The organism is Ferrovibrio sp. GW821-FHT12F09 (genome assembly GCF_058806775.1).
Genome location: NZ_JBXAPZ010000001.1, coordinates 321,142 through 345,016, shown reverse-complemented (window position 1 = coordinate 345,016; position 23,875 = coordinate 321,142). Strand labels below are relative to the sequence as shown.

Annotated in this window: 27 protein-coding genes and 1 tRNA gene; 21 read left to right on the top strand and 7 right to left on the bottom strand. The window is 64.6% G+C overall.

All coding sequences use genetic code 11. The features are described from left to right. Positions 1–9 precede the first annotated feature (9 nt). Genes AC1ROB_RS01810 through AC1ROB_RS01800 form a run of 3 tightly spaced genes read left to right on the top strand, consistent with a single transcriptional unit; the run spans position 10 to position 3,394 of the window. Entirely contained in the window at positions 10–939 is a 930-nt protein-coding gene (locus AC1ROB_RS01810) for an ABC transporter permease (RefSeq protein ID WP_492972468.1), read from the top strand. A gap of 9 nt (positions 940–948) precedes the next feature. After that, complete coding sequence (locus AC1ROB_RS01805) at positions 949–1,842, top strand: ABC transporter permease (protein ID WP_492972469.1); 894 nt, start codon at positions 949–951, stop codon at positions 1,840–1,842. Between the two features lie 16 nt (positions 1,843–1,858). Beyond that, positions 1,859–3,394 carry an alkaline phosphatase family protein gene (locus tag AC1ROB_RS01800; protein WP_492972470.1) on the top strand — a complete coding sequence of 512 codons (1,536 nt, stop codon included), beginning with the start codon at positions 1,859–1,861 and terminating at the stop codon, positions 3,392–3,394. A gap of 96 nt (positions 3,395–3,490) precedes the next feature. Here the strand turns inward: AC1ROB_RS01800 and AC1ROB_RS01795 are convergent, their stop codons facing one another. Then, positions 3,491–4,063, bottom strand: coding sequence for a PilZ domain-containing protein (locus AC1ROB_RS01795; RefSeq protein WP_492972471.1), 573 nt, complete (start codon positions 4,061–4,063; stop codon positions 3,491–3,493). Between the two features lie 207 nt (positions 4,064–4,270). Between AC1ROB_RS01795 and AC1ROB_RS01790 the strand changes: the two genes are divergently transcribed. The 3 genes from AC1ROB_RS01790 (at position 4,271) to AC1ROB_RS01780 (ending at position 8,200) form a co-directional block, all read left to right on the top strand. Next, complete coding sequence (locus AC1ROB_RS01790; protein WP_492972472.1) at positions 4,271–5,476, top strand: pentapeptide repeat-containing protein; 1,206 nt, start codon at positions 4,271–4,273, stop codon at positions 5,474–5,476. Positions 5,477–5,627: 151 nt separating this feature from the next. Beyond that, complete coding sequence (locus tag AC1ROB_RS01785) at positions 5,628–6,851, top strand: pentapeptide repeat-containing protein (protein ID WP_492972473.1); 1,224 nt, start codon at positions 5,628–5,630, stop codon at positions 6,849–6,851. Positions 6,852–6,979: 128 nt separating this feature from the next. Beyond that, positions 6,980–8,200 carry a pentapeptide repeat-containing protein gene (locus AC1ROB_RS01780; RefSeq protein ID WP_492972474.1) on the top strand — a complete coding sequence of 407 codons (1,221 nt, stop codon included), beginning with the start codon at positions 6,980–6,982 and terminating at the stop codon, positions 8,198–8,200. A gap of 81 nt (positions 8,201–8,281) precedes the next feature. Here the strand turns inward: AC1ROB_RS01780 and AC1ROB_RS01775 are convergent, their stop codons facing one another. Continuing rightward, positions 8,282–9,760, bottom strand: coding sequence for a catalase (locus AC1ROB_RS01775; protein ID WP_492972475.1), 1,479 nt, complete (start codon positions 9,758–9,760; stop codon positions 8,282–8,284). A 179-nt stretch (positions 9,761–9,939) separates the two neighbouring features. Here AC1ROB_RS01775 and AC1ROB_RS01770 point away from each other — a divergent pair, with 179 nt between their 5' ends. After that, entirely contained in the window at positions 9,940–10,494 is a 555-nt protein-coding gene (locus AC1ROB_RS01770) for a PAS domain-containing protein (RefSeq protein ID WP_492972476.1), read from the top strand. Positions 10,495–10,522: 28 nt separating this feature from the next. On the opposite strand, the gene AC1ROB_RS01765 is transcribed toward AC1ROB_RS01770, so the two are convergent. Continuing rightward, positions 10,523–10,786 carry a hypothetical protein gene (locus tag AC1ROB_RS01765; RefSeq protein WP_492972477.1) on the bottom strand — a complete coding sequence of 88 codons (264 nt, stop codon included), beginning with the start codon at positions 10,784–10,786 and terminating at the stop codon, positions 10,523–10,525. 255 nt (positions 10,787–11,041) lie between these two features. Here AC1ROB_RS01765 and AC1ROB_RS01760 point away from each other — a divergent pair, with 255 nt between their 5' ends. After that, on the top strand, positions 11,042–11,389 hold the full coding sequence (locus AC1ROB_RS01760) for a hypothetical protein (RefSeq protein ID WP_492972478.1): 348 nt from the start codon (positions 11,042–11,044) through the stop codon (positions 11,387–11,389). Between the two features lie 23 nt (positions 11,390–11,412). Here the strand turns inward: AC1ROB_RS01760 and AC1ROB_RS01755 are convergent, their stop codons facing one another. Both AC1ROB_RS01755 and AC1ROB_RS01750 read right to left on the bottom strand, forming a co-directional pair. Further along, positions 11,413–11,982: a PAS domain-containing protein gene (locus AC1ROB_RS01755; protein WP_492972479.1), complete on the bottom strand. Its 570-nt coding sequence runs from the start codon at positions 11,980–11,982 to the stop codon at positions 11,413–11,415. 98 nt (positions 11,983–12,080) lie between these two features. Then, positions 12,081–12,155, bottom strand: a tRNA-Thr gene (locus tag AC1ROB_RS01750). 234 nt (positions 12,156–12,389) lie between these two features. Between AC1ROB_RS01750 and AC1ROB_RS01745 the strand changes: the two genes are divergently transcribed. Both AC1ROB_RS01745 and dcd read left to right on the top strand, forming a co-directional pair. After that, a complete protein-coding gene (locus tag AC1ROB_RS01745) occupies positions 12,390–13,169 on the top strand; it encodes a CYTH domain-containing protein (RefSeq protein ID WP_492972480.1) in 780 nt (259 codons plus the stop codon). 34 nt (positions 13,170–13,203) lie between these two features. Further along, a complete protein-coding gene (gene dcd, locus AC1ROB_RS01740; RefSeq protein ID WP_492972481.1) occupies positions 13,204–13,758 on the top strand; it encodes a dCTP deaminase in 555 nt (184 codons plus the stop codon). Here dcd and AC1ROB_RS01735 read toward each other — a convergent pair. Beyond that, entirely contained in the window at positions 13,739–14,266 is a 528-nt protein-coding gene (locus AC1ROB_RS01735; RefSeq protein WP_492972482.1) for a DUF6622 family protein, read from the bottom strand. The two genes, dcd and AC1ROB_RS01735, sit on opposite strands and share 20 nt — an antisense overlap. A gap of 227 nt (positions 14,267–14,493) precedes the next feature. Between AC1ROB_RS01735 and murA the strand changes: the two genes are divergently transcribed. The 7 genes from murA to AC1ROB_RS01700 all read left to right on the top strand — a co-directional run bounded on the left by murA (position 14,494) and on the right by AC1ROB_RS01700 (position 20,005). Then, a complete protein-coding gene (gene murA, locus AC1ROB_RS01730; protein ID WP_492972483.1) occupies positions 14,494–15,774 on the top strand; it encodes a UDP-N-acetylglucosamine 1-carboxyvinyltransferase in 1,281 nt (426 codons plus the stop codon). A gap of 3 nt (positions 15,775–15,777) precedes the next feature. Continuing rightward, complete coding sequence (locus AC1ROB_RS01725) at positions 15,778–16,254, top strand: DUF2948 family protein (RefSeq protein WP_492972484.1); 477 nt, start codon at positions 15,778–15,780, stop codon at positions 16,252–16,254. Continuing rightward, positions 16,251–16,949: an ATP phosphoribosyltransferase gene (hisG, locus tag AC1ROB_RS01720; RefSeq protein ID WP_492972485.1), complete on the top strand. Its 699-nt coding sequence runs from the start codon at positions 16,251–16,253 to the stop codon at positions 16,947–16,949. The genes AC1ROB_RS01725 and hisG overlap by 4 nt, the downstream gene beginning before the upstream one ends. Then, a complete protein-coding gene (gene hisD / locus AC1ROB_RS01715; RefSeq protein WP_492972486.1) occupies positions 16,949–18,244 on the top strand; it encodes a histidinol dehydrogenase in 1,296 nt (431 codons plus the stop codon). Before hisG ends, hisD begins: the two co-directional genes overlap by 1 nt. Before the next feature lie 7 nt (positions 18,245–18,251). Then, positions 18,252–18,743: a UPF0262 family protein gene (locus tag AC1ROB_RS01710; RefSeq protein WP_492972487.1), complete on the top strand. Its 492-nt coding sequence runs from the start codon at positions 18,252–18,254 to the stop codon at positions 18,741–18,743. Between the two features lie 5 nt (positions 18,744–18,748). Continuing rightward, positions 18,749–19,180 carry an arsenate reductase ArsC gene (locus AC1ROB_RS01705; protein ID WP_492972488.1) on the top strand — a complete coding sequence of 144 codons (432 nt, stop codon included), beginning with the start codon at positions 18,749–18,751 and terminating at the stop codon, positions 19,178–19,180. A gap of 75 nt (positions 19,181–19,255) precedes the next feature. Next, positions 19,256–20,005, top strand: coding sequence for an SIMPL domain-containing protein (locus AC1ROB_RS01700; protein WP_492972489.1), 750 nt, complete (start codon positions 19,256–19,258; stop codon positions 20,003–20,005). Positions 20,006–20,015: 10 nt separating this feature from the next. On the opposite strand, the gene AC1ROB_RS01695 is transcribed toward AC1ROB_RS01700, so the two are convergent. Continuing rightward, complete coding sequence (locus AC1ROB_RS01695; RefSeq protein WP_492972490.1) at positions 20,016–20,669, bottom strand: VOC family protein; 654 nt, start codon at positions 20,667–20,669, stop codon at positions 20,016–20,018. A 275-nt stretch (positions 20,670–20,944) separates the two neighbouring features. Between AC1ROB_RS01695 and AC1ROB_RS01690 the strand changes: the two genes are divergently transcribed. The 4 genes from AC1ROB_RS01690 (at position 20,945) to AC1ROB_RS01675 (ending at position 23,873) form a co-directional block, all read left to right on the top strand. Continuing rightward, complete coding sequence (locus tag AC1ROB_RS01690) at positions 20,945–22,171, top strand: GAF domain-containing sensor histidine kinase (RefSeq protein ID WP_492972491.1); 1,227 nt, start codon at positions 20,945–20,947, stop codon at positions 22,169–22,171. A gap of 108 nt (positions 22,172–22,279) precedes the next feature. Next, complete coding sequence (locus tag AC1ROB_RS01685) at positions 22,280–22,834, top strand: putative pterin-binding protein (RefSeq protein ID WP_492972492.1); 555 nt, start codon at positions 22,280–22,282, stop codon at positions 22,832–22,834. 222 nt (positions 22,835–23,056) lie between these two features. Continuing rightward, positions 23,057–23,275, top strand: a complete 219-nt coding sequence (gene infA / locus AC1ROB_RS01680; protein ID WP_492972493.1) for a translation initiation factor IF-1 — start codon at positions 23,057–23,059, stop codon at positions 23,273–23,275. Between the two features lie 13 nt (positions 23,276–23,288). Next, positions 23,289–23,873, top strand: coding sequence for a Maf family protein (locus AC1ROB_RS01675; protein WP_492972494.1), 585 nt, complete (start codon positions 23,289–23,291; stop codon positions 23,871–23,873). Positions 23,874–23,875: the final 2 nt, after the last annotated feature.

The window sequence follows — 23,875 nt, the reverse complement described above, 5'->3', positions numbered from 1 at the left end:
AGTCCTGTGATGCTGGCTTTTGTCGCCTCGCGTCTGGCGCGCGCCGCGCTGACCATCGCCTTTGTCGTCACCTTCGCCTTCGTGGTGCTGCGACTGTCGGGCGATCCGGCGCTGCTGATCATGTCGGTGGATGCGCCGCCCGAGGCCATTGCTGCCTTCCGCAAGTCCTGGGGCCTTGATCAGCCGATCTGGGAGCAGTATCTGGCCTATGCCGCCAATGCCCTGAGCGGCGATTTCGGCAATTCGATGCGCGATGGCCGTCCGGCGATCCAGCTGGTGATGGAGCGCGTGCCGATGACGCTGGCCATCACCATCCCCGCCTTCATCATCAAACTGGGCCTCGGCATACCCGCCGGCATTTTTGCCGCCCTGCATCGCAACTCGCTGCTCGACCGCCTGACCATGACAGCCTCGGTGGCCGGTTTCACGGTGCCCAGCTTCGTGCTGGCGCTGCTCTTGGTGCTGGTCTTTTCGGTGCAGCTCGGCTGGCTGCCCTCCAGCGGCAATGACGGCTGGCGCTCGGGCATCCTGCCGGTCTTCACGCTGGGCATTTCCGGCGCCGCCATCCTGGCGCGCTTCACCCGTTCGGCCATGCTGGAAGTGCTGGGCCAGCCCTATATCCGCACGGCCTCGGCCAAGGGCGTGCCGTGGCGCCGGGTGATCGTCGATCACGCCCTGCCCAATGCGGCGATCCCCACCGTCACCATCGTCGGCTTCATGGTCGGCAGCCTGATCGCCGGCGCCGTGGTGGTGGAAAGCGTCTTTGCCTGGCCGGGCGTCGGCCGCCTGCTGGTCTCGGCGGTGGCCAATCGCGACCTCGCCGTGGTGCAGGCCATCCTGCTCGCCATCGCGCTGTCGATGGTCGTGGCCAATCTCTGCGTCGACCTCGCCTATGGCTGGCTCGATCCCCGCCTGCGGCGCGGCCGGGCGCAGGCCTGAGGAAGCACCATGACCGACATCGCCTCACCATCGCCCGCCAATGTGTCCCGTCCGGATCGCCCCGCGCTGAAGCGGTTCTTCACGGCATTCCCGCCCGGTGTGCTTCTGGCGCTGGGCTGGATCCTGCTGATGCTGCTGGTGGCGTTCGCTGCAGACCAGATTGTGCCCTACAGCTTCACGGCTTTCGATCTCAAGGCACGCCTGCAGCCGCCGATCGGCATGGGCGGGCCATGGAACCATGCCCTTGGGACCGACGAGCTCGGCCGCGATGTGCTGTCGCGTCTCATCATGTCGATCCGCCTCAGCCTGCTGATCGCTTTCTTCGGCACGCTGATCGCGGCCACGCTGGGCACCACGCTGGGGCTGGCGGCGGCGCATTTTCGCGGTCGCGTCGAATCGTTGATCCTGGTGCTGATCGACTTCCAGGCCAGCATGCCCTTCATGATCATCGCGCTCTCGGTGCTGGCCTTCTTCGGCAATTCGCTCACCCTGTTCGTGGTGCTGATGGGCTTCCACAGCTGGGAGCGTTACGCCCGCATCTCGCGCGGCCTGGCGCTCGCAGCCAACGAGCAGGGCTATGCCGCCGCCGTGCGCCAGCTCGGCGCCGGCAGCTTCCGTATCTACGGCCGCCATGTGCTGCCGAACATTGCCTCCACGCTGATCGTGTCGATGACGCTGACCTTCCCGGAAATCATCCTGCTCGAAAGCGGGCTGTCCTTCCTCGGGCTCGGCGTGCAGCCGCCGCTCACCTCGCTGGGCAACATGGTCGGCTACGGCCGCGAATACATCACCCGCGCGCCCTGGATCATGCTGGCGCCCAGCGCCGTCATCGTCCTCACGACTCTCTCGATCAGCATGCTGGGCGACTGGCTGCGCGATCGCCTCGATCCCACACTCCGCTAAACGAAGAAGACCGCACATGACCGACAAAGCCCGCAAGAACATCCTGCTCATCGTCGTCGACCAGTGGCGCGGCGACATCATGCCTTATCTGGGCACCCCGGGGTTGAAGACGCCCAACCTGGATTTCCTCTGCAGCCAGGGCGTCACCTTCCGCAACCATTTCACCACCGCCGTGCCCTGCGGCCCGGCGCGCGCCTCGCTGCTCACCGGCCTTTACCAGATGACCCATCGCGCGGTGCAGAACACCATCCCGCTCGATTCCCGCTTCACCAATCTGGGTCATGAACTGCGCAAGTCCGGCTACGATCCGGCGCTGATCGGCTATACGACCACCACGCCCGATCCGCGCACCACCGGGCCGAACGATCCGCGCTTCTTCGTGCTGGGCGATATCATGGATGGCTTCCGTCCGGTCGGCGTCTTCGAACCCTACAAGGAAGCCTATTTCGCCTGGATGGCATCCAAGGGCTACAAGCTGCCCGACAATCCGGAAGACATCTGGCGTCCGAAGGAAGGCAAGCCCGGCGCCACCCGCTCGGCCAGCCCGATCCCCACTGAGCTGTCGGACACCGCCTGGTTCACCGAGCGGGCGCTCACTTACATGAACGGCGCCAGCAACCGCAACTGGTTCCTGCATCTGGGTTATTACCGGCCGCATCCGCCCTATATCGCGCCCGAGCCCTATAACAGCATGTACGATCCGGCCGACATGGCGCCGCCGGTGCGCCATGCCACGGTAGAAGAAGCCTCGACCTCGCATCCGCTGCACAAATACTACATCGACCACGTGAACCAGCGCGGCTTCTTCCAGGGCGCCGATGCGCTCGGCTCGGCGATGAGCGATGACGAGGTGCGCCAGATGCGCGCCACCTATTTCGGCCTGATGACCGAGATCGACGATCATCTCGGCCGCGTTTTCCAGTTCCTGAAAGACAGCGGCCAGTGGGACGATACGCTGATCGTCTTCACCTGCGATCATGGCGAACAGTTGGGCGACCACTATCTGCTGGGCAAGCTGGCCTATTTCGACGGCAGCTTCCGCATCCCGATGGTGATCTACAATCCGGACCGCGCCGCCGATGCCACGCGCGGCAGGATCGTGGAAGACTTCACCGAGACCGTCGACACCATGCCCACCATCCTGGACTGGATCGGCGCGCCGGTGCCACGCCAGTGCGACGGCCGCTCGCTTCTCGATTTCACCTACGGCGACGCGCCGGCCGACTGGCGCACCGAAGTGCATTACGAGTTCGATTTTCGCGACATCTTCTATTCAAAGCCCGAAGGTGTGCTGGGGACGGCGATGGACCAGAGCTCGCTCGCCGTCGTGCAGGACGACAAATACAAGTATGTGCATTTCGCCGCCCTGCCGCCGTTGTTCTTCGATCTGAAGAAAGACCCCGGCCAGCTGAACAATGTCGCCCATGATCTGGCCTATGCGCCGAAGATCATGGAATACGCGCAGAAGATGCTGAACTGGCGGCTGGCCCATGCCGACAAGACGCTCACCGGCTATCGCGCCAGTCCGCAGGGCCTGCAGGAGCGTCGCTGATCCCGCAGCACTGCGGACAGGGGGTGTGGATACGGAAACGGGGCGGGTGGTGACACCCGCCCCGTTTATTGGGGCCGGATTATTTGGACCGGAGAGTTACTTCGCGCTCTTGCGCGGCTTGGCGGCCGGTGCGGCGATGTCATGCGGGCGCCCCGCATTCAGCATCAGCAGCGCCATATCGTCCAGATCGGCCGACAGGCGGCCGAGGGTGACGCCGCCGGCATGCAGCAGGCAGTGCACGCCGCGGTCGCTGACGCCCTTTACCGTGGCGGCCACCGGCGTTTCGCCGGCCAGCTTCAGCTTGACGCGGGCGCCGACGGCGACATTCACCTTCGGCGCGAACAGGCAGCCGGCGAGCGACAGGTTGGTCACGGTGCCCTTGACGGCGGTGCCGCCATGATCCAGCTCGGCGGTGATTTTGGTATCGCGACGGTCGAACTGGCGGCGATTGGCTTCAGCCTTGGCTTTGGCCTTTTTGGCTTTTACAGCCGGCTTCGCTTTGGCGACGGCTTTCGGCTTGGCTGCAGGCTTCGATTTCGCGGCCGGCTTCGCCTTGGTTTTCACGGCGGCCTTGGGCTTGGCGGCGGGTTTGGACTTGGCAGGGGCTTTTGGCTTCACGGCGACTTTCGGCTTGGCCGCTTTGACCGATTTACGCTTCTTCGACGCCATTGCTGCTTTTCCCCTGCTGAATACAGCAACACTAGCGATCCGGCCGGATTCTGGGAAGGGTGAATAAGGTCTTGATCCAATGACAAAAGCGTGGCGATAGCGGAGGCTTTTCCTTACAATGCGTCAGGTCTGTTACTTCACGCCACGCCCGAATCACAAAGCATCGCCATGTCCGCGCGGATACCGCCGGAGCCCGTCCTCTGGGCCTTGTCGCGTCATAATGCCTATCTGAACAGCCGCCCGGGCGGGACCCGTCTGCAGCGGCGTGGAGACGACTTTGCCGATTTGCGCCTGGATGGCGTGACGCTGGACGATGCCATTCTGCCGGGCTGCAGCTTTGCCGGGTCTTCCCTGATTTCCGCTCAGTTTCTGCGCGCCGATCTGTTCGGGGCCGATTTCACCCGCAGCGACCTGACCAAGACGCTGTTCGATCGCGCCGATCTGCGCGGTGCCAATTTCGTCATGGCGATCCTGAAAAAGACGTCGTTCCGCCAGGCCGATCTGCGGCCGGGCCAGATCGTGCAGCATGTGACGGACGATCAAGGCGGCGAGAAAGAGAAAAAGCAGGATGTGCCGGTGAATCTCACCGGCGCGAATCTGGAAGAGGCCAATCTGGGCCACGCGCATATGGATCATGCCAACATGACCAATGCCAAGGCGGCTCATGCCGCCTTCACCGGCGCTTCGCTGTTTGCGGTCAATCTCACCGGCGCCGATCTGTCGGGTGCGGATTTCTCCGGCGCCAAGCTGAAGGACACCACCTTCGTCGGGGCCAATCTGGAAGGCGCCAAACTGGCCAACTGCGATCTGCGCGGCGCCAATCTGCGCAGCGTCGATCTCAGCAGCGCCGATCTCAGCGGCGCCATGATGCAGGGTGCGATCTATCGCGGCGCCCAGTTGCCGGTCGAGATCGAGGCGAGGCTGGCCAGCCATGGCAAATGGATCGCCTCCAATGGCGAGTCGGGGGAGCGCGCGGTGTTCACCGGGATGAAATTGCCCGGCATTGATTTTTCCAGCTGCGATCTGCGCGCGGCGGTGTTTCACGATACCAACCTGGCCGGCGCGCATTTCTCGCGCAGCCAGCTGCTGTTCACCAGCTTTGTCGGCGCCGATCTGCGCAAGGCCAATTTCGACCAGGCCAGTCTCGGCGGCGCCAATCTCTCGGGCGCGCTGGTGATGGGCGCCACCTTCCGCGGGGCGCAGCTGGTCGGCGTGGAGATTTTCAACGCGCTGAACCAGCGCACCGGCAAGACCATCTTCCCGCGCTTCGACAATGCCGATCTCACCGGCGCCGACCTGCGTGGCGCGGTGGTCGAGGGCGTGGACTTTGCCAGCACCGTTTTTGAAAAGGTTAATATTTCAGGGACTGATCTGCGTCAGTGCACGGGTATGCGACCCGGGAAACGGGCATAAACTTTATCGATAAGTCTTGGAAAACCGCTAAAAACTGTAAAGACGAATAGTAAGAATTCGTCACAATTACAGTTAGTGGTTGCGGCTCAAATCTCTGCACGTTAGCGTTTAGTAACTATCCCGTTCGGGGATAGCCATAGATGCTGAGATTATGACCGAACGCATTATTCCATCGCACGACGTGCAGGTCGTCCTGTCCCGCCATGCCGCCTTCCTGGCCGGCCGGCAGGGTGGCACGCGCCTGCAGCAGAGCGGTGCCCATTACGAAAACCTGCGGCTGGATGGTGCCAAGCTCGACGATGCGATCCTGTCGCGCGCCGGCTTTGGGAATTCCTCGCTGGCCGGCGCCGAATTCCGCCGTGCCGATCTTTTCTGCGCTGATTTCCAGAATGCCGATCTGACCCGCGGCGTGCTGGATCGCGCCGATCTGCGCGGCGCCAATATGGGCCGCGCCATCCTGCGCAATGCTTCGCTCAGCCAGGTCGATCTGCGGCCGGGCCAGATCATGGTGGCCGAGACCAACGAGAGCAAACAGGTCAATGCCAATCTGGACGGCGCCAAGCTCGACGGTGCCGATTTCAAGAATTCGCAGCTCGACCAGGCCAGCATGGCCGTGGCCTCGGCGGCCGGCGCCAATTTCGCCAATGCCAGCCTGTTTGCGGTCAATCTGGCCGGTGCCGATCTGACCGGCGCCAATCTGGCTGGATCCAAGCTGAAGGACGCCAATCTGATCGGCGCCAATCTGGCCGGCGCCAAGCTGAAGGGTGTGGATCTGCGCGGCGCCAACCTGCGCAACATCGATCTTAGCAGCGTCAATCTCGATGGCGTGTCGCTGCAGGGTGCGATCTATCGCAAGGGCGACCAGCTGCCCGATGATATCGAAGCGGCGCTGAAGGCGCACAGCCTGTGGATCGCCACCAACGGCGCCGAGGGCGAACGCGCCGTGCTCAGCGGCCGCAACATGGATGGCTGCAATTTCTCGGGCTGCGACCTGCGCGGCGCAGAGCTGCACAATGCCTCGCTCGAAGGCGCCGATTTCTCGAACGCCCAGATGATGTTCGCCAGCTTCGCCGATGCCAACCTGGCCAAGGCCACCTTCGACATGGCCGATCTGAGCGGCACCAACTTCCTGCGCGCCACCTTGGGCGGCAGCCGCTGGCGCGGCGCCCGCGTTGTCGGCGTCGATATTTTCAATGCCCGCAACCAGCGCACCGGCAAGGTCGTCTATCCGCGCTTCGAGCAGGCCGATCTGTCCAATGCCGATCTGCGCGGCGCCACTTTCGAGGGCATCGACTTCACCGGCGCTTCGATGACCGGCGCCAATATGCAGGGTACTGATCTTCGCCAGTGTGTCGGCATCAACAGCCGCCGCTGATCGGGCCGATTGCGACCATGCTGCCCTGGGCCGCAGCAGGCGGTGCCAGTGAATACGCTTGCAGGGCGAAACAAGGCCTGCGTTAATCTACTGACCTAACAGGCGCCTGCCGCACGAGACCCTGTAACATGGCCGAGCTCAGATTTCCCCCGCAGCAAATTACCAACGCCCTGTCCCGTCATGCCGCCTGGGCCGGCGGGCGCAGTGAAGGTGAACGCCTGCAGCGCCGGGGCGAGGATTTTTCCTTTCTGCGGCTCGACAATGCCAAGCTGAACGATGCGGTGCTGTCGCGCTGCATGTTCACCGGCGGCTCGATGGTGAAGTCCGAATTGCGGCGCGCCGATCTGTTCGCTGCCGATTTCATGCGCGCCGATCTCTCGGGTGCCATCCTCGACCGCAGCGACCTGCGCGGCGCCAACATGATGAAGACGGTGCTGCGCGGCGCATCGCTGAACCAGGCCGATCTGCGGCCGGGCCAGATCGTGCTGGATGGCGGCGAGTCGAAAACCCAGAAGGCCAATCTTTCGGAAGCCAAGCTGGATGGCGCCGACCTGCGTTCGGCCCAGCTTGATGAAGCCAATCTCTCGGTCTCGTCGGCCACCGGCGCCAATTTCGCCAATGCCAGCATGTTCGCCGTCAATCTGGCCGGCGCCGATCTGTCCGGTGCCAATCTCACCTCCGCGCGCCTGCGCGATGTCAACCTGATCGGCGCGAAAATGGAAGGCGCCCTGCTGCAGGGGGCCGATCTGCGCGGCGCCAACCTGCGCAATGTCGATCTCAGCAAGGTCAATCTCAAAGGCGTCGACCTTTCCAATTCGGTCTATCGCAAGACGGCCAGCCTGCCCACCGAGATCGAGGTGATCCTGCATGCGCATAGCCGCTGGATCGCCACCGGCGGCGCCGAGGGCGCACGGGCGATTTTCAACGGCAAGAAACTGGCGGGCTCCGATTTCTCCAGCTGCGATCTGCGCGGCGCCGAGATGCATGGCTGCGATCTCAAGGGCGCCGATTTCAGTTCTGCGCAGCTGCTGTTCGCCAGCTTCCTCGGAGCCGAACTCAACAAGGCGAATTTCGATCAGGCCGATCTCGGCGGGGTCAATTTCACCAGCGCGCAACTGGCCGAAGCGACCTTCCGCGGCGCCAAGCTGGTCGGCGCGCCGCTGTTCAGCGCCAGCCAGCAGGCCACCGGCCGCACGCTCTATCCCATCCTGATCGATGCCGATCTGACCGGCGCCGATCTGCGCGGCGCGGTGCTGGATCATGTGGATCTCAGCCGGTCCAAGCTCGGACGCGCCAATTTCACCGGCGCCGACCTGCGTCACTGCATCGGCCTGAGCGGCGCGGCCTGAAGACGCCTTGCATCACCCGTTATTAAAAAGCCGGCGCAGTCTCCTGCGCCGGCTTTTCTGTCGCTGCGAAGCCGAGGGGCTTTACTCCGCGGCGGCCTTGTCGTCCTGCAGGCCCAGACGCTGGGCCACGCCGGCGCCATAGCCCGGGTCGGCCTTGGCGAAATGCGCGATCTGACGGCGCTGGATGAACTCCGGCACCGGCTTCATCGCGCCGGCGATGGCATCCATCAGGCGGGCCTGCGCGGCCGTATCCATCAGGCGGAACAGCTGGCCCGCCTGGCCGTAATCGTCATTGCCATCACGATGGCTGTAGCGATCCGCATCGCCGCTGATCTTCAGCGGCGGTTCGGCGGCGTAGGAAGACTGCACCGGCCCGCTGAAGCTGTTCGGTTCATAATTCGGACGCGAACCGCCATTGCCATCTACCCGCATCTGCCCGTCGCGCTGATAGTTGTGATACGGGCATTTCGGCTGGTTCACCGGAATCTGGCCGTGGTTGGCGCCCAGGCGATAGCGTTGCGCATCGGCATAGGCGAACAGCCGCGCCTGCAGCATCTTGTCGGGCGAGGCGCCGATGCCCGGCACCAGGTTGCCCGGCGCAAACGCCGCCTGCTCGATTTCGGCGAAGTAGTTGTCCGGATTCCGGTTCAGCTCCACCACGCCCACTTCGATCAGCGGATAGTCGCTATGCGGCCACACCTTGGTCAGGTCGAAGGGGTTATACGGCGTCTTGTCCGCATCCAGCTCCGGCATGATCTGCACCGACATGGTCCATTTCGGGTGCTCTCCACGCTCGATCGCATCGTAGAGATCGGCCTGGGCGCTCTCGCGGTCGACGCCGATAATCTTCTCGGCTTCCGCGCCGCTGATGCTTTTCACGCCCTGATGGCTGTGGAAGTGGAACTTCACCCAGAAGCGCTCATTGGCATCGTTGATGAAGCTCAGCGTATGGCTGCCATAGCCGTTCACATGGCGATAGCTCAGCGGCAGGCCGCGATCGCCGAACAGATAGGTCACCTGGTGCAGGCTTTCGGGGCTCAAGGACCAGAAGTCCCACATGGCGGTGGGGTTGCGCAGGTTGGTGCGCGGATCGCGCTTCTGCGTATGGATGAAGTCGGGGAATTTCAGCGGGTCGCGCACGAAGAAGACCGGTGTGTTGTTGCCGACCAGGTCGAAGTTCCCTTCCGAGGTATAGAACTTCAAGGCAAAACCGCGCACGTCGCGTTCGGCATCGGCCGCACCGCGTTCGCCGGCCACGGTGGAAAAGCGCAGCAGCAGATCGGTCTTGCTGCCCGGCTTGAACAGCGCCGCTTTCGTGTATCGGGTGATGTCCCTGGTCACGGTGAGCGTGCCATAGGCGCCCGAGCCTTTCGCATGCACCACGCGCTCGGGGATGCGCTCGCGGTTGAAGGCGGCCAGCTTCTCGATCAGGTGCACGTCCTGCAGCAACAGCGGTCCGCGCGCGCCGGCGCTCAGCGAATTCTGGTTGTCGGCGACTGGCGCGCCCGCGCTGGTCGTCAGGGTGGCAGCAGTCGTCGGGGTCGGGGTGGACTTGGTCATGGCTGGCTCCTCATACCGGTCGTAATGGCCGTGACAGAAGGGTAGCCAATCGCATAAAATCGGGGAAATTGATTGTTTTTGATACTATGATCGATTGAGACGATTAAAATGACGGTAACTGGCCTTGCAGCCCCCGGGTGAGAGATTAAGGTGCTGTATCCGTTGTGGTTGGAGACCCCATGCGTTTTGCCGACAAAATCGAGGATGAGGATCTGCGTCGGCTGTATTTCTACTGGCTGGCCAAGAAAACGGGGCGTTTTCCGCCGCCGCGCCAGGCCATCGACCCCGCCGAGATCCGCAGCCTGCTACCGATGATTTTCGTCATCGAGGTCGATCATGACGAAGAGCGTTTCCGCTATCGCCTGGCTGGCGCCGATGTCGAGCAGCTGGTGCAGGCCAAGCTGCATGGCCGCTGGCTCGACGAGGCGCTACGCTCGCCGCTGCGCGAATTTTTCGATGAAGCCTTCTGCGCCGCCACCTTCGGGCGCAAGGTGCAGTATCGCAAGAACACCCTGCATCTGACCGGACGGCCCTATATCCGCTACGCCCGGCTGCTGCTGCCGCTGTCGGGCAACGGCGAGCGGATCGATCATTTGCTGGGTTGTATCAAGGTGGATGATGCGCTGAAGCTGCGCCACGCCAGTGCCGTCGAAGAGCACGAAATCACGGTCACCGATGTCGAAAGTTATGAGCTCGACGCCTATGAGCTGTCGCCCGACGGCCCCTTGCAGTAGCGATGATGCACGGGCCGGAGCCCGGGCGTCACATCTCCACCTGGCCCCAGGGAATGCTGTGCAGCGGGATGTCTTTCAGCTTCTCGATATAGGGCTTGGCGCCGATATAGGTGGGGGCGAGGCTCACGCCCTTGGCGACCAGCACGATGTCGTCTTTTTTCAGCCGCGCCTTGAAAGCCGACATGGATTTCTGCGCGACTTCCGGGGTCGAGACGCCCGCTTCCGACACCATGATCAGGGTCACAACCTTGCCGTCGATCTGGTAATTCACGAACGGATATCGCTGGCCCATTTGTCTTCTCCCCCGCCGCCGATATGCACCATCAGCGATGCATTAAGGTTAAGATATATTAGAAAGAATGCCTAACGGATTATGATCAAAGGATAATTACTAAGGGCGCTTGTATTGAGCGGTGTGATGATCGCTGCAAAGTGGCGTATTCCCGAAGACGCCAGCTTGGCATACGGCGGAACAGCACCATTTTCGACCAGGCGCCGCCAATCGCGTTGCAGTGCAGAAAAATGTCCGGCGGCAAGGAGCCTCCCCATGCAGTCCTCTATCCGCACCATGATCGTCGCGTCCGCCTTGATGATCGCCGCATCTTCCGCCTTCGCCGGCAGCATCGACGTTGCGCCTGGCGTCACCGCCCAGATCGATGTTGGCAGCCGCGACAGCTACACCTCGATTGTCGTCAGCAACCGCGACGGCAATGCCGGCCGGCTTGAGATTGCCGGCACCGCCGTTGCGGTACCGGCCAATGGCCAGGTCGAGCTGTACGATCGCTACGGCCGCAACACGCGCGGTCCCAGTTATGTGACCGTGACGAACAGTGGCACGGTGCCGTTGCGCCTGCTGAGTCGCTACCAGCTCAGCAATCCGACGCCGAGCCCTTGATCGCGGCGTAACGGGGCGGCCTGTTACTCGGCGTCGCGCAGCGGCGTGAAGCTGTCACGCTGCAGCGCCAGGAAAAATCCGTCCTTGAATCCGCCACTGCGGCTGAGTTCCGTGATTGAGCGCGGCTGGATCGGCATGGCGCTGGGCCAGACCTGCACGCTGAACACCATCGCCGCCGCATCTTCGGTGCCGAGGCTGAGCGGCAGCATCAGCCGGCGCGTCATGGCAAAGCCCTGCGCATCCCAGCGGAACACGCTCTCGGAATAAACCGGCGCCGCATCGCGCAGCGTCGTGTTGTAAATCCGCTCCATGTAGTCGCGATAGCTGCCCTGCATCACTTCGGCCGTGGTCTTGCCGGTGAAGTCGAAGGTGTAGCGCTCGACATGGGCCGAACCGACGAGGCGATAGCGCCAGGCCGTGCTGTCAGACACCGGCTCCGACAGCAGCAGGTTGGGCCAGACGGCGGGCGAGAGATGCAGCGGATCGATATCAGCCCGGTCGGGCATCAGCCGGCCGCGGCGCTGCCGGGTCCAGTAGGACGCTACTTCATCCAGCAGCGGATCGTCGGCGAAAAGCGGCGGAGCGACAGCCATGGCGTCAGTTTAGGACAGAATGACGCGAAAATGGCAGGACAACATGCAGCCGGGGATGGGTGTCAGGCGCTGTCCCGGGCCGTCATGGCGGCTGGGGATGGTGCTGCTGGACAGGATTGAACTGTCGACCTCCTCATTACCAATGAGGTGCTCTACCACTGAGCTACAGCAGCCCGGAATCCGGCGGGCCGAAAACAACAAGCCGGCGCTTGGGCCCTTGCGGACCCGGCCGGCGTCGGGCGCGGAAACTGCCACAGCCTGCGGGCGGGCGCAAGCCGGACATGCGGGCTTTTGCAAAGGCCGGAAATCGCGGGTTTTTCCATTCCCCCCAACGGGCTTATGCGGCCGCGCTTGACGGCGGCAGGGCCGGTTGGCTATCGCTGGGGCCCCCAGGCCCGGAGTCACCCATGATCGGCGCAGATGCCCCCACGATGGGAACCGAGATCGAGCGCAAATTCCTGCTGCGCCAGCCCGACCGCGGGCCTGCCCTGGTCGCCGGACTGACCGGCACGCCGCTCCTGCAGGGCTATTTCCGCGATATCGACGGCTGGTCGGTGCGCCTGCGCCTCGCGCCGGGCAAGGCCTGGCTGACCCTGAAAAGCCGGGATGCCGCCGCCACGCGCTGGGAGATCGAAAGCCCGGTTCCGGTCGATCTCGCCGCCCGCCTGCTGGCGGCTTTGCCGCCGGACCAGCGCATCGGCAAGACGCGCTATCGTCTCGCGGTGGAAGGCGAACCCGGCCTGGCCTGGGAGATCGACCGTTTTGAGGGCCGTCATGAAGGCCTGTGGCTCGCCGAGATTGAGCTGCCAGGTGCCGATCATCCGCTCGACTTGCCGCCATGGCTGGGCGAGGAGGTGACGGCCGATCCGCGCTATCGCAATGCCGCGCTGGCGACGGTGCCGGGCGGTGAGAGCCAGAGTCTGCCGGCCGAGCTGGATGCCATGGCGCGCCGCCTGCTGCAGACGGCACCGGACACCGGGCCTGCGGCAAAAACCACCGTGCTGCCGGTGCCGTCGCCGCTGCGGGATCGTTCGGCCGGCCGCCGCGCCGAACGTGCCCTGCGCAAGATCCGGCTGGAGCGCGAGCTGCGTGCCAATCTGGGTCGTCGCAAGCAGCAGGGCCGCGGCCGCGACGAGGCGGCGTCCGAGCCGGCACCGGGTCTTGACCGCGAAGACCCGTCTAGTTAAGCCCGACAGCAGGCATTTCCGAAGGGGCCATCCAATGAGCGTCATGTCCGATATCTGGATTCGCGAACAGGCGAAGGCCAAAGGCATGATCGAGCCCTTCGTCGAGGCGCAGAAGCGCGAAGGCACGATTTCCTACGGCCTGTCCTCCTATGGCTACGACGCCCGCGTGGCGCGCGAGTTCAAGATCTTCACCAACGTGAACAGCGCCGTCGTCGATCCCAAGCAGTTCTCGCCGGAGTCCTTCGTCGACCGCGACACCGATGTCTGCATCATCCCGCCGAATTCCTTCGCGCTGGCGCGCACGGTGGAATATTTCCGCATCCCGCGCGACGTGCTGGTGATCTGCTTGGGGAAAAGCACCTATGCCCGCTGCGGCATCATCGTGAATGTCACGCCGCTGGAACCCGAATGGGAAGGCCATGTGACGCTGGAATTTTCCAACACCACGCCGCTGCCCGCCAAGATTTATGCGAACGAGGGCGCCTGCCAGTTCCTCTTCCTGCAGGGCGACCAGCCCTGCGAGGTGAGCTATGCGGATCGCGCCGGCAAATACATGGGCCAGCGCGGCGTCACGCTGCCGAAACTGTAACCGCGCTCAAGGCCGGCGCCGCGATATAGCGGCGGCGCAGGGCGATCCACCATCCGATGAAATAGCCCGCGCTGGCGCCGGACACGGCAATGTCGGCCTGCAGCAATGCGGCGGCCCATGCGCCCAGGATGGCGGCGGCCACCTGCAGCGCATAATGCGAAAAGAAGACGATGAGGTTGCGCGCCAGCGGCCAGATGCTGCCCGGCAACTGCAGCCGGCCGGTGGCGTGATCGGCTGCCGTGACGCGCGGCCCCGTCGCCAGCCCGAGCAGCAGTCCGGCCGCGAAGCCGCCCAGCCACAGGACCGCAAGGCTGGTGGCCGGGAAGGGCTTTCCCAGCAGGCCGCTCAGGCCCCAGACCAGGAAGACCAAGGGTATCACCGCCATGCGGTTCAGCCCGACCAGCCGGTTTTTCAGCCCCTGGCTGCCGAGCCAGACCAGCAGGGCCAGCAGGCCCCAGACCCAGAGCGGCGTCCCGCTCAGAATTCCCATCGCCATCCGGTCCGTCATGATCGAAAGTCCCCGCCGCTGCCCTGCCTGTCGCAGTGTCCCGACGCCCAGGCCGGCCGCAAGCGCCATCCGCCCGGACTGTGATCGCCATCGGGTCGCGATCCGCCCGCCTGACGCCCCTTAAATCCGCCACACTGGCGATTTACTGCACATTGCGTTAGACAATCGGGACCCTATCTCATGCCTGCCGGCCATTTTTCCCGGTAGTCTTTTGGAATCAATGCGTTATGGATCGAATTCGATTGCGCGGCGGCAAGCCGCTGGACGGCAGCATCGCGATCGGCGGTGCCAAGAATGCGGCCCTGCCGCTGATGGCGGCCAGCCTGCTGACCGCGGATACGCTGTCGCTGGCCAATGTGCCGCATCTGGCCGATATCGCCACCATGGCGCATCTGCTGCAGCAGCATGGCGTCGATGTCTCGATGGATGGCGGCAACGGCACGCCCGAGGGCCGCACCATTCATCTGAATGCCGGCAAGATCACGTCCACGCTCGCGCCCTACGATCTGGTGCGCAAGATGCGCGCCAGCGTCCTCGTGCTCGGGCCTTTGCTCGCGCGTTTCGGTGAAGCCGAAGTGTCGCTGCCCGGCGGCTGCGCCATCGGCACGCGCCCGGTCGATCTGCACATCATGGGTCTGAAGGCGCTGGGCGCCGAGATCAATGTCGAGAACGGCTATATCAAGGCGACGGCCAAGAAGGGCCTGAAGGGCGGCACCGTGCGCTTCCCGCAGGTGAGCGTCGGCGCCACCGAGAATCTGCTGATGGCGGCGACGCTGGCCGAGGGCACCACCGTGCTTGAGAATGCCGCGCGCGAGCCCGAGATCAGCGATCTCGCCTATTGTCTGGTGGCGATGGGCGCGATGATCGATGGCATCGGCACCGAGCATCTCACCATCCATGGCAAGACCGCGCTGCATGGCGGCACCCACAAGATCGTGCCCGACCGTATTGAAATTGGCACGTATCTCGCCGCAGTGGCGATCTGCGGCGGCAAGGTCGAGCTGACCGGCGCGCGCATGGACCTGATCGATGCGGTGGCCGAGAAGCTGCGCGAGGCCGGCTGCGTCATCGAGGAAACCACGCGCGGCCTGTCGATCGCGCGCAACGGTTCGCGTCTGAAGGGTGTGGATTTCCAGACCCAGCCCTATCCCGGTTTCCCGACCGACATGCAGGCCCAGGTGATGTCGATCATGTCGGTCGCTGAAGGCGCCGCCATGATTACCGAGACGATCTTCGAGAACCGCTTCATGCATGTGCCGGAACTGGCGCGCATGGGCGCCAATATCACCGTGCATGGCTCGTCGGCGCTGGTGCGCGGCGTGCCCAAGCTGACCGGCGCGCCGGTGATGGCCACCGATCTGCGTGCATCCGTGTCGCTGGTGCTGGCCGGTCTGGCGGCCGAAGGCGAAACCATCGTCAACCGCGTCTATCATCTGGACCGCGGCTACGAACGGCTGGAAGAAAAGCTCGCCGCCTGCGGCGCCGTGATCGAAAGGCTGAAGGACTGAAGCATGGCCGACCGCCGCTTCCAGCCGTTGCGTCTGCGCGCCGAGGATGTCGAGGACATCACGGTGCTGGCGGCCTGCCTGCAGGATGCGACGCTGCGGATCGGCGACATGGTCTGGCAGCCCAGGCAGCGGCGGTTCGTGCTGGTGCTGAACCGTTTCCGCTGGGAAGATGAGCGGCTCGCCGATGCGCGGCGTCCGCTGATCCGCGCCACGCCCCATGCGCGCGTGCAGGCCGGCCTGCATTTCGACGGCGTGTTGAATGTGCAGTCGACCGGCATCGACCGCAGCGACGCCAAGGCGGCGCTGGAACTGCTCTCCATTCTGGCCGATGGCGGTGCGGAGGGCACGGCGACGCTGACGCTGGTTTTTGCCGGCGGCGGCGCGGTGCGGCTGGATGTCGAATGCGTGGACGCGCAGATGCAGGATATCGGCCAGCCCTGGCCGGTGCGGCGCGCCCCGCAACACAAGGATCTGTCATGAGTCCCGCTATTGATAACGCGAAACTGGTGATGGCGCTGCCCAAGGGCCGCATCCTCAAGGAAGTGCTGCCGCTGCTGAAAGCGGCCGGCATCGAGCCCGAGCCGGAATTCTCCGACGAGAACAGCCGCAAGCTGCGCTTTGCCACCAGCCAGCCCGATATCGAACTGATCCGCGTGCGCAGTTTCGATGTCGCCACCTTCGTGGCCTTCGGCGCGGCCCAGCTCGGCGTCGCCGGCAATGACGTGCTGATGGAATTCGATTTCCCGGAAATCTACGCGCCGCTCGATCTCGATATCGGCCATTGCCGTCTCTCGGTGGCCGAGCCGGTCGAGCTGTCGGCGTCCGATGATCCCAAGCGCTGGAGCCATGTCCGCGTCGCCACCAAATACCCGCATGTGACGCAGAAGTATTTCGCCGCCCGCGGCGTGCAGGCCGAATGCATCAAGCTGAACGGCGCCATGGAACTGGCGCCGACGTTGGGCCTGTGCCGCCGCATCGTTGACCTGGTGTCCACCGGCGCGACCTTGAAGGCCAACGGGCTCGTCGAGGTCGAAGTGATCGCCCAGGTCACCTCGCGGCTGGTGGTCAACCGCGCGGCGCTGAAGACGCGGCCGATCCAGGTCGGCGGCTGGCTGGAGAAATTCACCGCCGCCGTGAATGCCGCCGCACAGAAGACCAAGAAAGTCGCCGTCTGATGCCCGTTTCGCTCAATGCATCCGACAAGGATTTCACCGCCCGCTTCCAGGCGATGGTGAAGGCCAAACGCGATGCCGAAGGCGATGTCTCGGCGCAGGTGGCGCAGATCATCGCCGATGTGCGCAAGCGCGGCGATGCGGTGCTGCATGAACTGAACCTGAAATTCGATAAGGTCGATTCCGCGAAACTCGGCCTGCGTATTTCCCAGGCCGAGATCGATACCGCAGCCGCCCAGGTGGACAAGGCGACGATGGCGGCGCTCGAAACCGCCGCCGAGCGCATCCGCCTGTTCCATGCGCGCCAGAAGCCGTCCGACGATTTCTATACTGACGCCCAGGGCGTGAAGCTCGGCCATCGCTGGACCGCGCTGGACGCGGTCGGCCTGTATGTGCCGGGCGGCAAGGCGGCCTATCCCTCTTCGGTTCTGATGAACGCCATCCCGGCCGTGGTGGCCGGCGTGCGCCGCGTCGTCGTCGTTGTGCCGACACCGGGCGGCGAACTGAACCCGCTGGTGATGGCGGCGCTGAAGCTTGCCGGCGTCACCGAGGCCTATCGCACCGGCGGCGCCCAGGCGGTGGCGGCTCTGGCCTATGGCACCGAAAGCATCGCAGCGGTCGACAAGATCACCGGCCCGGGCAACAGCTTCGTGGTCACGGCGAAACGCATGGTCTTCGGCCAGGTCGGGATCGACAATCCGGCCGGTCCTTCGGAAATCCTCGTCGTCGCGGATAACAGGAACGATCCGGCCTGGATCGCCGCCGATCTGCTCAGCCAGGCTGAGCATGACGAGGTGGCGCAGTCGGTGCTGATCACCGACGATGCCGGCTTTGCCGAACAGGTCAATGCCGCCGTGCGCCAGCAGCTCTCCACCATGCCGCGCAGCGCGATCGCCACGCCCAGCTGGGAGAAATTCGGCGCCCTGATTACCGTGGCGGATCTCAACGACGCCGTGCCGCTCATCGATGCCATCGCGCCCGAGCATCTGGAACTCGCCATCGACGATCCGCAAGCCCTGGCCGCCAAGGTCCGCCATGCCGGCGCGATCTTCCTCGGCCGCCACACGCCGGAAGCCGTTGGCGATTATGTCGCCGGCCCCAACCATGTGCTGCCCACGGCGGGTGCTGCGCGTTTTGCCTCGGGGCTGAATCTCCTCGATTTCATGAAGCGCACCACGCTGGTGCAATGCGACGCGGCCTCGCTGGCCAGGATCGGCCCGGCCGCCGTCACGCTGGCTGAGGCCGAAGGCCTGCAGGGCCATGCTTTATCCGTGTCTATCCGGTTGAACAGGAGCTAGCCGGGGCATGACCGAGAAGGCGCCGCCGGCCAATCACCGACTCATCGGGATCGATCTCGACGAGCGCAGCGTGGTGCGCCGCAACGCCGATATCGAGCATGAGCAGCGCGTCGCCATTTTCGATCTGCTGGAACAGAACGTCTTTTCCCCGGTCGGCTGCCATAACGACCAGGGCCCGTTCCATCTGGTGCTGGCCATCGAAGATAACCGCCTGGTCTTCGATATCCGCGACGAGGGCGTGGCGCCGTTCGGCAAGATCATCTTGGCGCTGTCGCCGTTCCGACGCATCGTCAAAGACTATTTCGAAATCTGCGACAGCTATTTCCAGGCGATCAAACGCTCCTCGCCGGCGCAGATCGAAACCATCGACATGGCCCGGCGCGGCATCCACAACGAGGGCTCGGAACTGCTGCGCGAACGCCTCAAGGGCAAGATCGACTGCGATTTCGACACCGCCCGCCGGCTTTTCACCCTCATCTGCGTCCTGCATATCCGGTAGGCCGCATGAACGAGCGGCTCCCCGGCAGCGTGCTGTTCTGTTGCACCATGAACAGCGTGCGATCCCCGATGGCCGAGGGCATCCTCAAGGCGCTGTATCCCAAACAGGTCTTCGTCGACTCGGCCGGCGTGCGCAAGGACAAGGTCGATCCACTCGCCGTCGAGGTGATGGACGAGATCGGCCTGGATATCAGCAAGCATCGCTCGAAAAGCTTCGACGACCTGGAAGACAGCTCGTTCGACCTGATTATCTCGCTGTCGCCTGAGGCCCAGCACACCGCCGTCGACATGACCCGCACCATGGCCTGCGAGGTGGAGTTCTGGAACACCTTCGATCCCACCATCGTCGAGGGCACGCGCGAACAGCGGCTGGCCGCCTATCGCGAGGTGCGCGACACCCTGCAGAAGCGCATCCGCGAACGGTTCGTCGCGCGTTGATGTGGCCTTGCCGCAAATCTGCCACGGTTGGGCCTTAAGGCTGGCCGCAACCAGAAACCACCGGAGTCCGCCGCCATGATCCGCCGCCTCGCTTCCGCACTTGCCGTCACCGCCCTGCTGATCGGCCTTGCCGCCTGCGACAATGCCAAGGCACAGACCGTGCAGCGTACGCTGCCCGACGACGCCACCGTGGTGAACCTGAATGAAAGCGCCGAGCGCGAAGTGACGCCCGATACCATGCGGTCGCGGCTGATGGCGCAGGCCAGTTCTGAATCGGCGGCCACCGCCCAGGCCAGCGTCAATGCGGCGATGGCCAAGGCGCTGGCGCGCGCCAGGTCGCTCGGCCTCGATGCCGAGACCGGCGGCTACAACACCTTTCAGGAAGCGCAGCCGCGCCCGGCCAGCCTGCCGCCCGGCGCCAAGCCGCCGGCGCCGCTGTGGCGCGCGCAGCAGAGCCTGATCCTGACCGCGAAGGACGATGCCAAGCTCCTCGAAGCCGTCGGCGCCTTGCAGAATGAGGGCCTGCTGCTGCAGGAACTCGGCTACACCGTGTCGCGGGCGCAGGAACGCGCCCTGCAGGACGAACTCTTTGCCGAGGCGCTGCAGCGCCTCACCGCCCGCGCCGAGAAGGCCGCCGCCGCGCTCGGCATGCGCTTCGAGGGCTGGGCCCGCGTCGGTCTCAACGGCGGCACGGTGCAGCGCCCGGTGATGATGAAAGCCATGGGCATGGCCACGCGCCAGGATGCCGCGCCGCCGGTGGCGGCCGCCGGCGAGCAGACGCTCAGCGTCAGCGTCGATGGCGAGGCCATTCTCCGGCGCCGTTGAGCTTTTTGGGCTAAGTCAGTTCCTTCAGGCCGCCCGGCGTCCGGATCAGCGCGCGATAGCGCAGGCGCTCGCCCTGTTTCACTTCGGGCGGCGCATCGATGCCCAGCGTTCCATACAGCGCCCTGACCTGTGCGGGATCGGGATGCTCGATGATGAAAGACTGCAGGCGGGCGCCAAGATCGGCCATCCGGGCCACCGGAGGGGGGCGGTTGCCGCGGTCGATCACCGATGGTGCGACGCCGCCCGATGGCAATGCGCCATCCTCGGGGATGGCGAAATGGAAGGCGATGTCGCCGGACATCATCCGCACCTTCTTGCCCAGCATGGCTTCATGCTGCGACAGCACGCCATCGATGTCATCGGTGCGCGTCACCCAGCCGCGCAGACGCAGGCCGCTGTCCCAGGCCGCGCGCACCGCCCTCTGGTCGTCGAGGCCGAACCAGCGCGGCCGGGCCGGGCGCGGGGCTTCGGGATTGACGGCGATGATCTCCAGATAGACGGCCTCGCCCGGTTTATCGCGATTCAGGCGCAGCAGGTGATTGTGGGTATCCATATCCTCATGGCGCCGGCCGAAGGGCACATCGAGATCGAGGCAGGCCCGCACATGCGCCACGCCCTCGGCCAGCGAGGGCGCGATGACGGTGATGTGGTCGAGCTGCAGCATGCGGCTTTCATCCCTTGAGCGTCTGTCGTGCCGTCCTGTCATAAGGGCCAACCGGCGGACGGGTCCAGACTCTGGCGGCGGCCACCGGTCATTCCGGTTGCAGGGTTTGTCAGCATGGGTTGCAGAAGTCGGGCGGCAAATCGCCGCAGCAATCGCGCTGATGGCAAATTAAGCATAATTCATGGTCACTTGCATGCCGTCACAGTGACGAAACGGGGCTTGCTCCGAGGGCGCAATCGCCCTTAATACAGGGCGTGTTTCACGAGACCTCCCGCGTGCTGACTGCACCTCTGCCCCCCGACGAAGCCGAGCGCCTGGCCGACCTGCGCAGCTTTGCCATTCTGGATACGCCCTACGATCCGCGCTTCGATCGTCTGGTGCAGATGACCGCGCGCGTCTTTTCCACCGGCGGCGCCATGGTCACGCTGCTGGATTCCGATCGGCTGTGGTTCAAGGCGCATATCGGCATCGGCGTGCGCGAAGTGCCGCGCGAGCATGGCCTCTGCGCCTGGGCGATCCTGGATGACGAGGTCTGCGTCATCGAGGATGCGTTGCAGGATCCGCGCTTCGCCGACAATCCTTTCGTCACCGGCGAGGGCGGCCTGCGCTTCTATGCCGCTGCGCCGCTGGTCAGTCGCGACGGCCATCGCATCGGCACGCTGGCGGTGTTCGATTCCTCGCCGCGTCATTTCGATGCCGCACAGCAGCACCAGCTGCAGGATTTCGCCGCCCTGGTCATCGATGCGCTCGAGCTGCATCGCGCGCTGACGCAGACCGCCGCCGCCCATGAGGAAGCCCAGCTCGCCTCCCGCGCCAAGGGCGAGTTCCTGGCCTTCATGAGCCACGAGCTGCGCACGCCGCTCAATGCGGTGATCGGCTTTGCCGAGATGATGGAATCCGAAGCCTTCGGCCCGCTCGGCGACAGCCATTACAAGGATTACGCCGGCCTGATCCGCCAGGCGGGTTCGCATCTGCTGGAAGTCATCACCAGCATTCTCGATCTCAGCCGCATCGAAGCCGGCAAGATGACGCTGACGCTGGATGCGCTGACCGTGGTGGATGAGGCCGATGCGATCATCTCGCTGCTGATCGGCCAGGCGCGCCAGAAGGACCAGGCGCTGGTGATGGACGCCTCGCTGCATGGTCTGCCGGTGTTGCAGGCCGATCGCAGCGCCTTCCGCCAGGTGCTGCTCAACCTGATCTCGAATGCCATCAAGTTCACGCCGGCCGAGGGCCGCATCGTGGTTACCGGCGCCGCCGATGCCGACAGCATCCGCATCAGCGTGCGCGATGACGGGCCCGGCATCGGGCCGGCCGATCTGCAGCGCCTGGGCGAGGCCTTCTACCAGGCTGGCCCGAAGAACCAGCGCCAGCAGGGCACCGGCCTTGGCCTCACCATCAGCCACCGCCTGATGGCGCTGCATGGCGGCCGCATCAGCATCGCCAGCGCGCTGGGCGAGGGCACCATGGCCACCATGATCTTCCCGGTGCGCCGGGACTGATCCGCGCCTGACGGCGTATGCACGCGCCGGCGCGACCCTAAAATCCCTGGACAGATCGACAGGCCGGCGCGTAACCAGAACGGAGCGTTTTGCTTCGGGAGGAAAACGATGCTGCGTTCCCTGCTGGCCGCGCTCTGCGGCCTCTGCCTCGCGCTCTCTGTCCAGGCCGCCGAACTGGCGAAACCGGCCGGGCCGGTGGTGCTCACCGTGCATGGCAAGATCGCCAATACCAACCGCGGCGCGCTCAACGAGTTCGACGATGCCTTTTTCAAATTCGGCAATGTCGGCTTCGACCGGGCGGCGCAGTTCGATATCGCCATGCTGGAAAAGCTCGGCCAGAAGAAGCTGACGGTGAAATACGACACCTGGCCGAAGGCCTATGCCTTCCAGGGTCCGCTGCTGCGCGATGTGCTCAAGGCCGTCGGCGCCACCGGCAGCCGCATCACCGTCTATGCCATCGACGGCTACGGCGCCGAGATCCCGGTCGCCGAGACCCAGGCCTTCGATGTGCTGCTGGCGCTCAGGGCCGATGGCAAATATCTGGGGCTGGGCGGTCGCGGCCCCACCTGGGTGGTCTATCCGCGTAACGACAAGCATCCGGCGCTCAAAAGCCATGACGACGCCAAATGGGTCTGGTCGGCGATCCGCATCGAGGTCGAATAACCTTTTAAGTGTATAAGTATTTTCACTAAACCCGTTTAACTAGAAACGAAGCTGAACGAAGCAAAATGAAGGCGGATTGCCGGTCCCGGGCGGCGGTTGCCCGGGCCCGGGTATCCCCCTGCTTGATTTTCCATGGGCGGGCGCGCATGTTCTCGCCGCGCCGCACGGACGGCGCCATGACTCGCGCCGCTGCGGCGCGGAAGACCGTAAAACAGAGGCGGAATGGCGAAGGAAGAATTGCTCGAATTCCCCGGCGTGGTTGAGGAGTTGCTCCCCAACGCGAATTTCCGGGTCAAGCTGGATAACGGCCACGAAGTGCTGGCACATACCTCGGGCAAGATGCGCAAGAACCGCATCCGCGTTCTGGCGGGAGACAAGGTCATGGTCGAAATGACCCCCTACGACCTGACCAAGGGCCGCGTCACCTTCCGCTTCAAGTAAGCAGTCACCGCCGATGGCCCCGCTCGTCCTGGCCTCGGCTTCGCCGCGTCGCCGCGATCTGCTGCGGCAGATCGGCATCGAACCGGCGGCCATCCTGGCCGCCGATCTCGACGAAACCCCGCAAAAAGCCGAATTGCCCCGGGCGCTGGCCGGCCGCCTCAGTGCGGCCAAGGCCGCCCTGGTCGCAAAACAGCGGCCCGAGGCCCTGGTGCTGGCTGCCGATACGGTGGTCGGTCTGGGCCGCCGCATCCTGCCCAAGGCCGAAACCCCCGACGAGGTGCGCGACTGCCTGGCCCTGCTGTCGGGCCGGCGCCACCGGGTCACCACCGGGCTCTGCCTGATCCACCCCGATGGCCGTCGCGCCGTGCGGCTAGTGGAAACCATCGTGCGGTTCCGCCGCCTGACCGATGCCGAGATCGCTGCCTATGTCGCCACCGGCGAGGGACAGGGCAAGGCCGGCGGCTATGCCATCCAGGGCCGCGCCGAAGCCTTTGTCACCTGGCTGGGCGGGCCCTATTCGAATGTCGTGGGCCTCCCGCTGGCGGAAACCGCCAAGCTGCTGCACGGCTTCGGCTATCCGCTTTGGCCCGAAACTTAGTA

Excerpts from the sequence above, each read along its gene's own strand:
- AC1ROB_RS01810 (WP_492972468.1), top strand. The coding sequence starts at position 10 with ATGCTGGCTTTTGTCGCCTCGCGTCTGGCGCGCGCCGCGCTGACCATC.
- AC1ROB_RS01805 (WP_492972469.1), top strand. The coding sequence starts at position 949 with ATGACCGACATCGCCTCACCATCGCCCGCCAATGTGTCCCGTCCGGAT.
- AC1ROB_RS01800 (WP_492972470.1), top strand. The coding sequence starts at position 1,859 with ATGACCGACAAAGCCCGCAAGAACATCCTGCTCATCGTCGTCGACCAG.
- AC1ROB_RS01795 (WP_492972471.1), bottom strand. The coding sequence starts at position 4,063 with ATGGCGTCGAAGAAGCGTAAATCGGTCAAAGCGGCCAAGCCGAAAGTC.
- AC1ROB_RS01785 (WP_492972473.1), top strand. The coding sequence starts at position 5,628 with ATGACCGAACGCATTATTCCATCGCACGACGTGCAGGTCGTCCTGTCC.
- AC1ROB_RS01780 (WP_492972474.1), top strand. The coding sequence starts at position 6,980 with ATGGCCGAGCTCAGATTTCCCCCGCAGCAAATTACCAACGCCCTGTCC.
- AC1ROB_RS01775 (WP_492972475.1), bottom strand. The coding sequence starts at position 9,760 with ATGACCAAGTCCACCCCGACCCCGACGACTGCTGCCACCCTGACGACC.
- AC1ROB_RS01770 (WP_492972476.1), top strand. The coding sequence starts at position 9,940 with ATGCGTTTTGCCGACAAAATCGAGGATGAGGATCTGCGTCGGCTGTAT.
- AC1ROB_RS01765 (WP_492972477.1), bottom strand. The coding sequence starts at position 10,786 with ATGGGCCAGCGATATCCGTTCGTGAATTACCAGATCGACGGCAAGGTT.
- AC1ROB_RS01760 (WP_492972478.1), top strand. The coding sequence starts at position 11,042 with ATGCAGTCCTCTATCCGCACCATGATCGTCGCGTCCGCCTTGATGATC.
- AC1ROB_RS01755 (WP_492972479.1), bottom strand. The coding sequence starts at position 11,982 with ATGGCTGTCGCTCCGCCGCTTTTCGCCGACGATCCGCTGCTGGATGAA.
- AC1ROB_RS01745 (WP_492972480.1), top strand. The coding sequence starts at position 12,390 with ATGATCGGCGCAGATGCCCCCACGATGGGAACCGAGATCGAGCGCAAA.
- dcd (WP_492972481.1), top strand. The coding sequence starts at position 13,204 with ATGAGCGTCATGTCCGATATCTGGATTCGCGAACAGGCGAAGGCCAAA.
- AC1ROB_RS01735 (WP_492972482.1), bottom strand. The coding sequence starts at position 14,266 with ATGACGGACCGGATGGCGATGGGAATTCTGAGCGGGACGCCGCTCTGG.
- murA (WP_492972483.1), top strand. The coding sequence starts at position 14,494 with ATGGATCGAATTCGATTGCGCGGCGGCAAGCCGCTGGACGGCAGCATC.
- AC1ROB_RS01725 (WP_492972484.1), top strand. The coding sequence starts at position 15,778 with ATGGCCGACCGCCGCTTCCAGCCGTTGCGTCTGCGCGCCGAGGATGTC.
- hisG (WP_492972485.1), top strand. The coding sequence starts at position 16,251 with ATGAGTCCCGCTATTGATAACGCGAAACTGGTGATGGCGCTGCCCAAG.
- hisD (WP_492972486.1), top strand. The coding sequence starts at position 16,949 with ATGCCCGTTTCGCTCAATGCATCCGACAAGGATTTCACCGCCCGCTTC.
- AC1ROB_RS01710 (WP_492972487.1), top strand. The coding sequence starts at position 18,252 with ATGACCGAGAAGGCGCCGCCGGCCAATCACCGACTCATCGGGATCGAT.
- AC1ROB_RS01705 (WP_492972488.1), top strand. The coding sequence starts at position 18,749 with ATGAACGAGCGGCTCCCCGGCAGCGTGCTGTTCTGTTGCACCATGAAC.
- AC1ROB_RS01700 (WP_492972489.1), top strand. The coding sequence starts at position 19,256 with ATGATCCGCCGCCTCGCTTCCGCACTTGCCGTCACCGCCCTGCTGATC.
- AC1ROB_RS01695 (WP_492972490.1), bottom strand. The coding sequence starts at position 20,669 with ATGCTGCAGCTCGACCACATCACCGTCATCGCGCCCTCGCTGGCCGAG.
- AC1ROB_RS01685 (WP_492972492.1), top strand. The coding sequence starts at position 22,280 with ATGCTGCGTTCCCTGCTGGCCGCGCTCTGCGGCCTCTGCCTCGCGCTC.
- infA (WP_492972493.1), top strand. The coding sequence starts at position 23,057 with ATGGCGAAGGAAGAATTGCTCGAATTCCCCGGCGTGGTTGAGGAGTTG.
- AC1ROB_RS01675 (WP_492972494.1), top strand. The coding sequence starts at position 23,289 with ATGGCCCCGCTCGTCCTGGCCTCGGCTTCGCCGCGTCGCCGCGATCTG.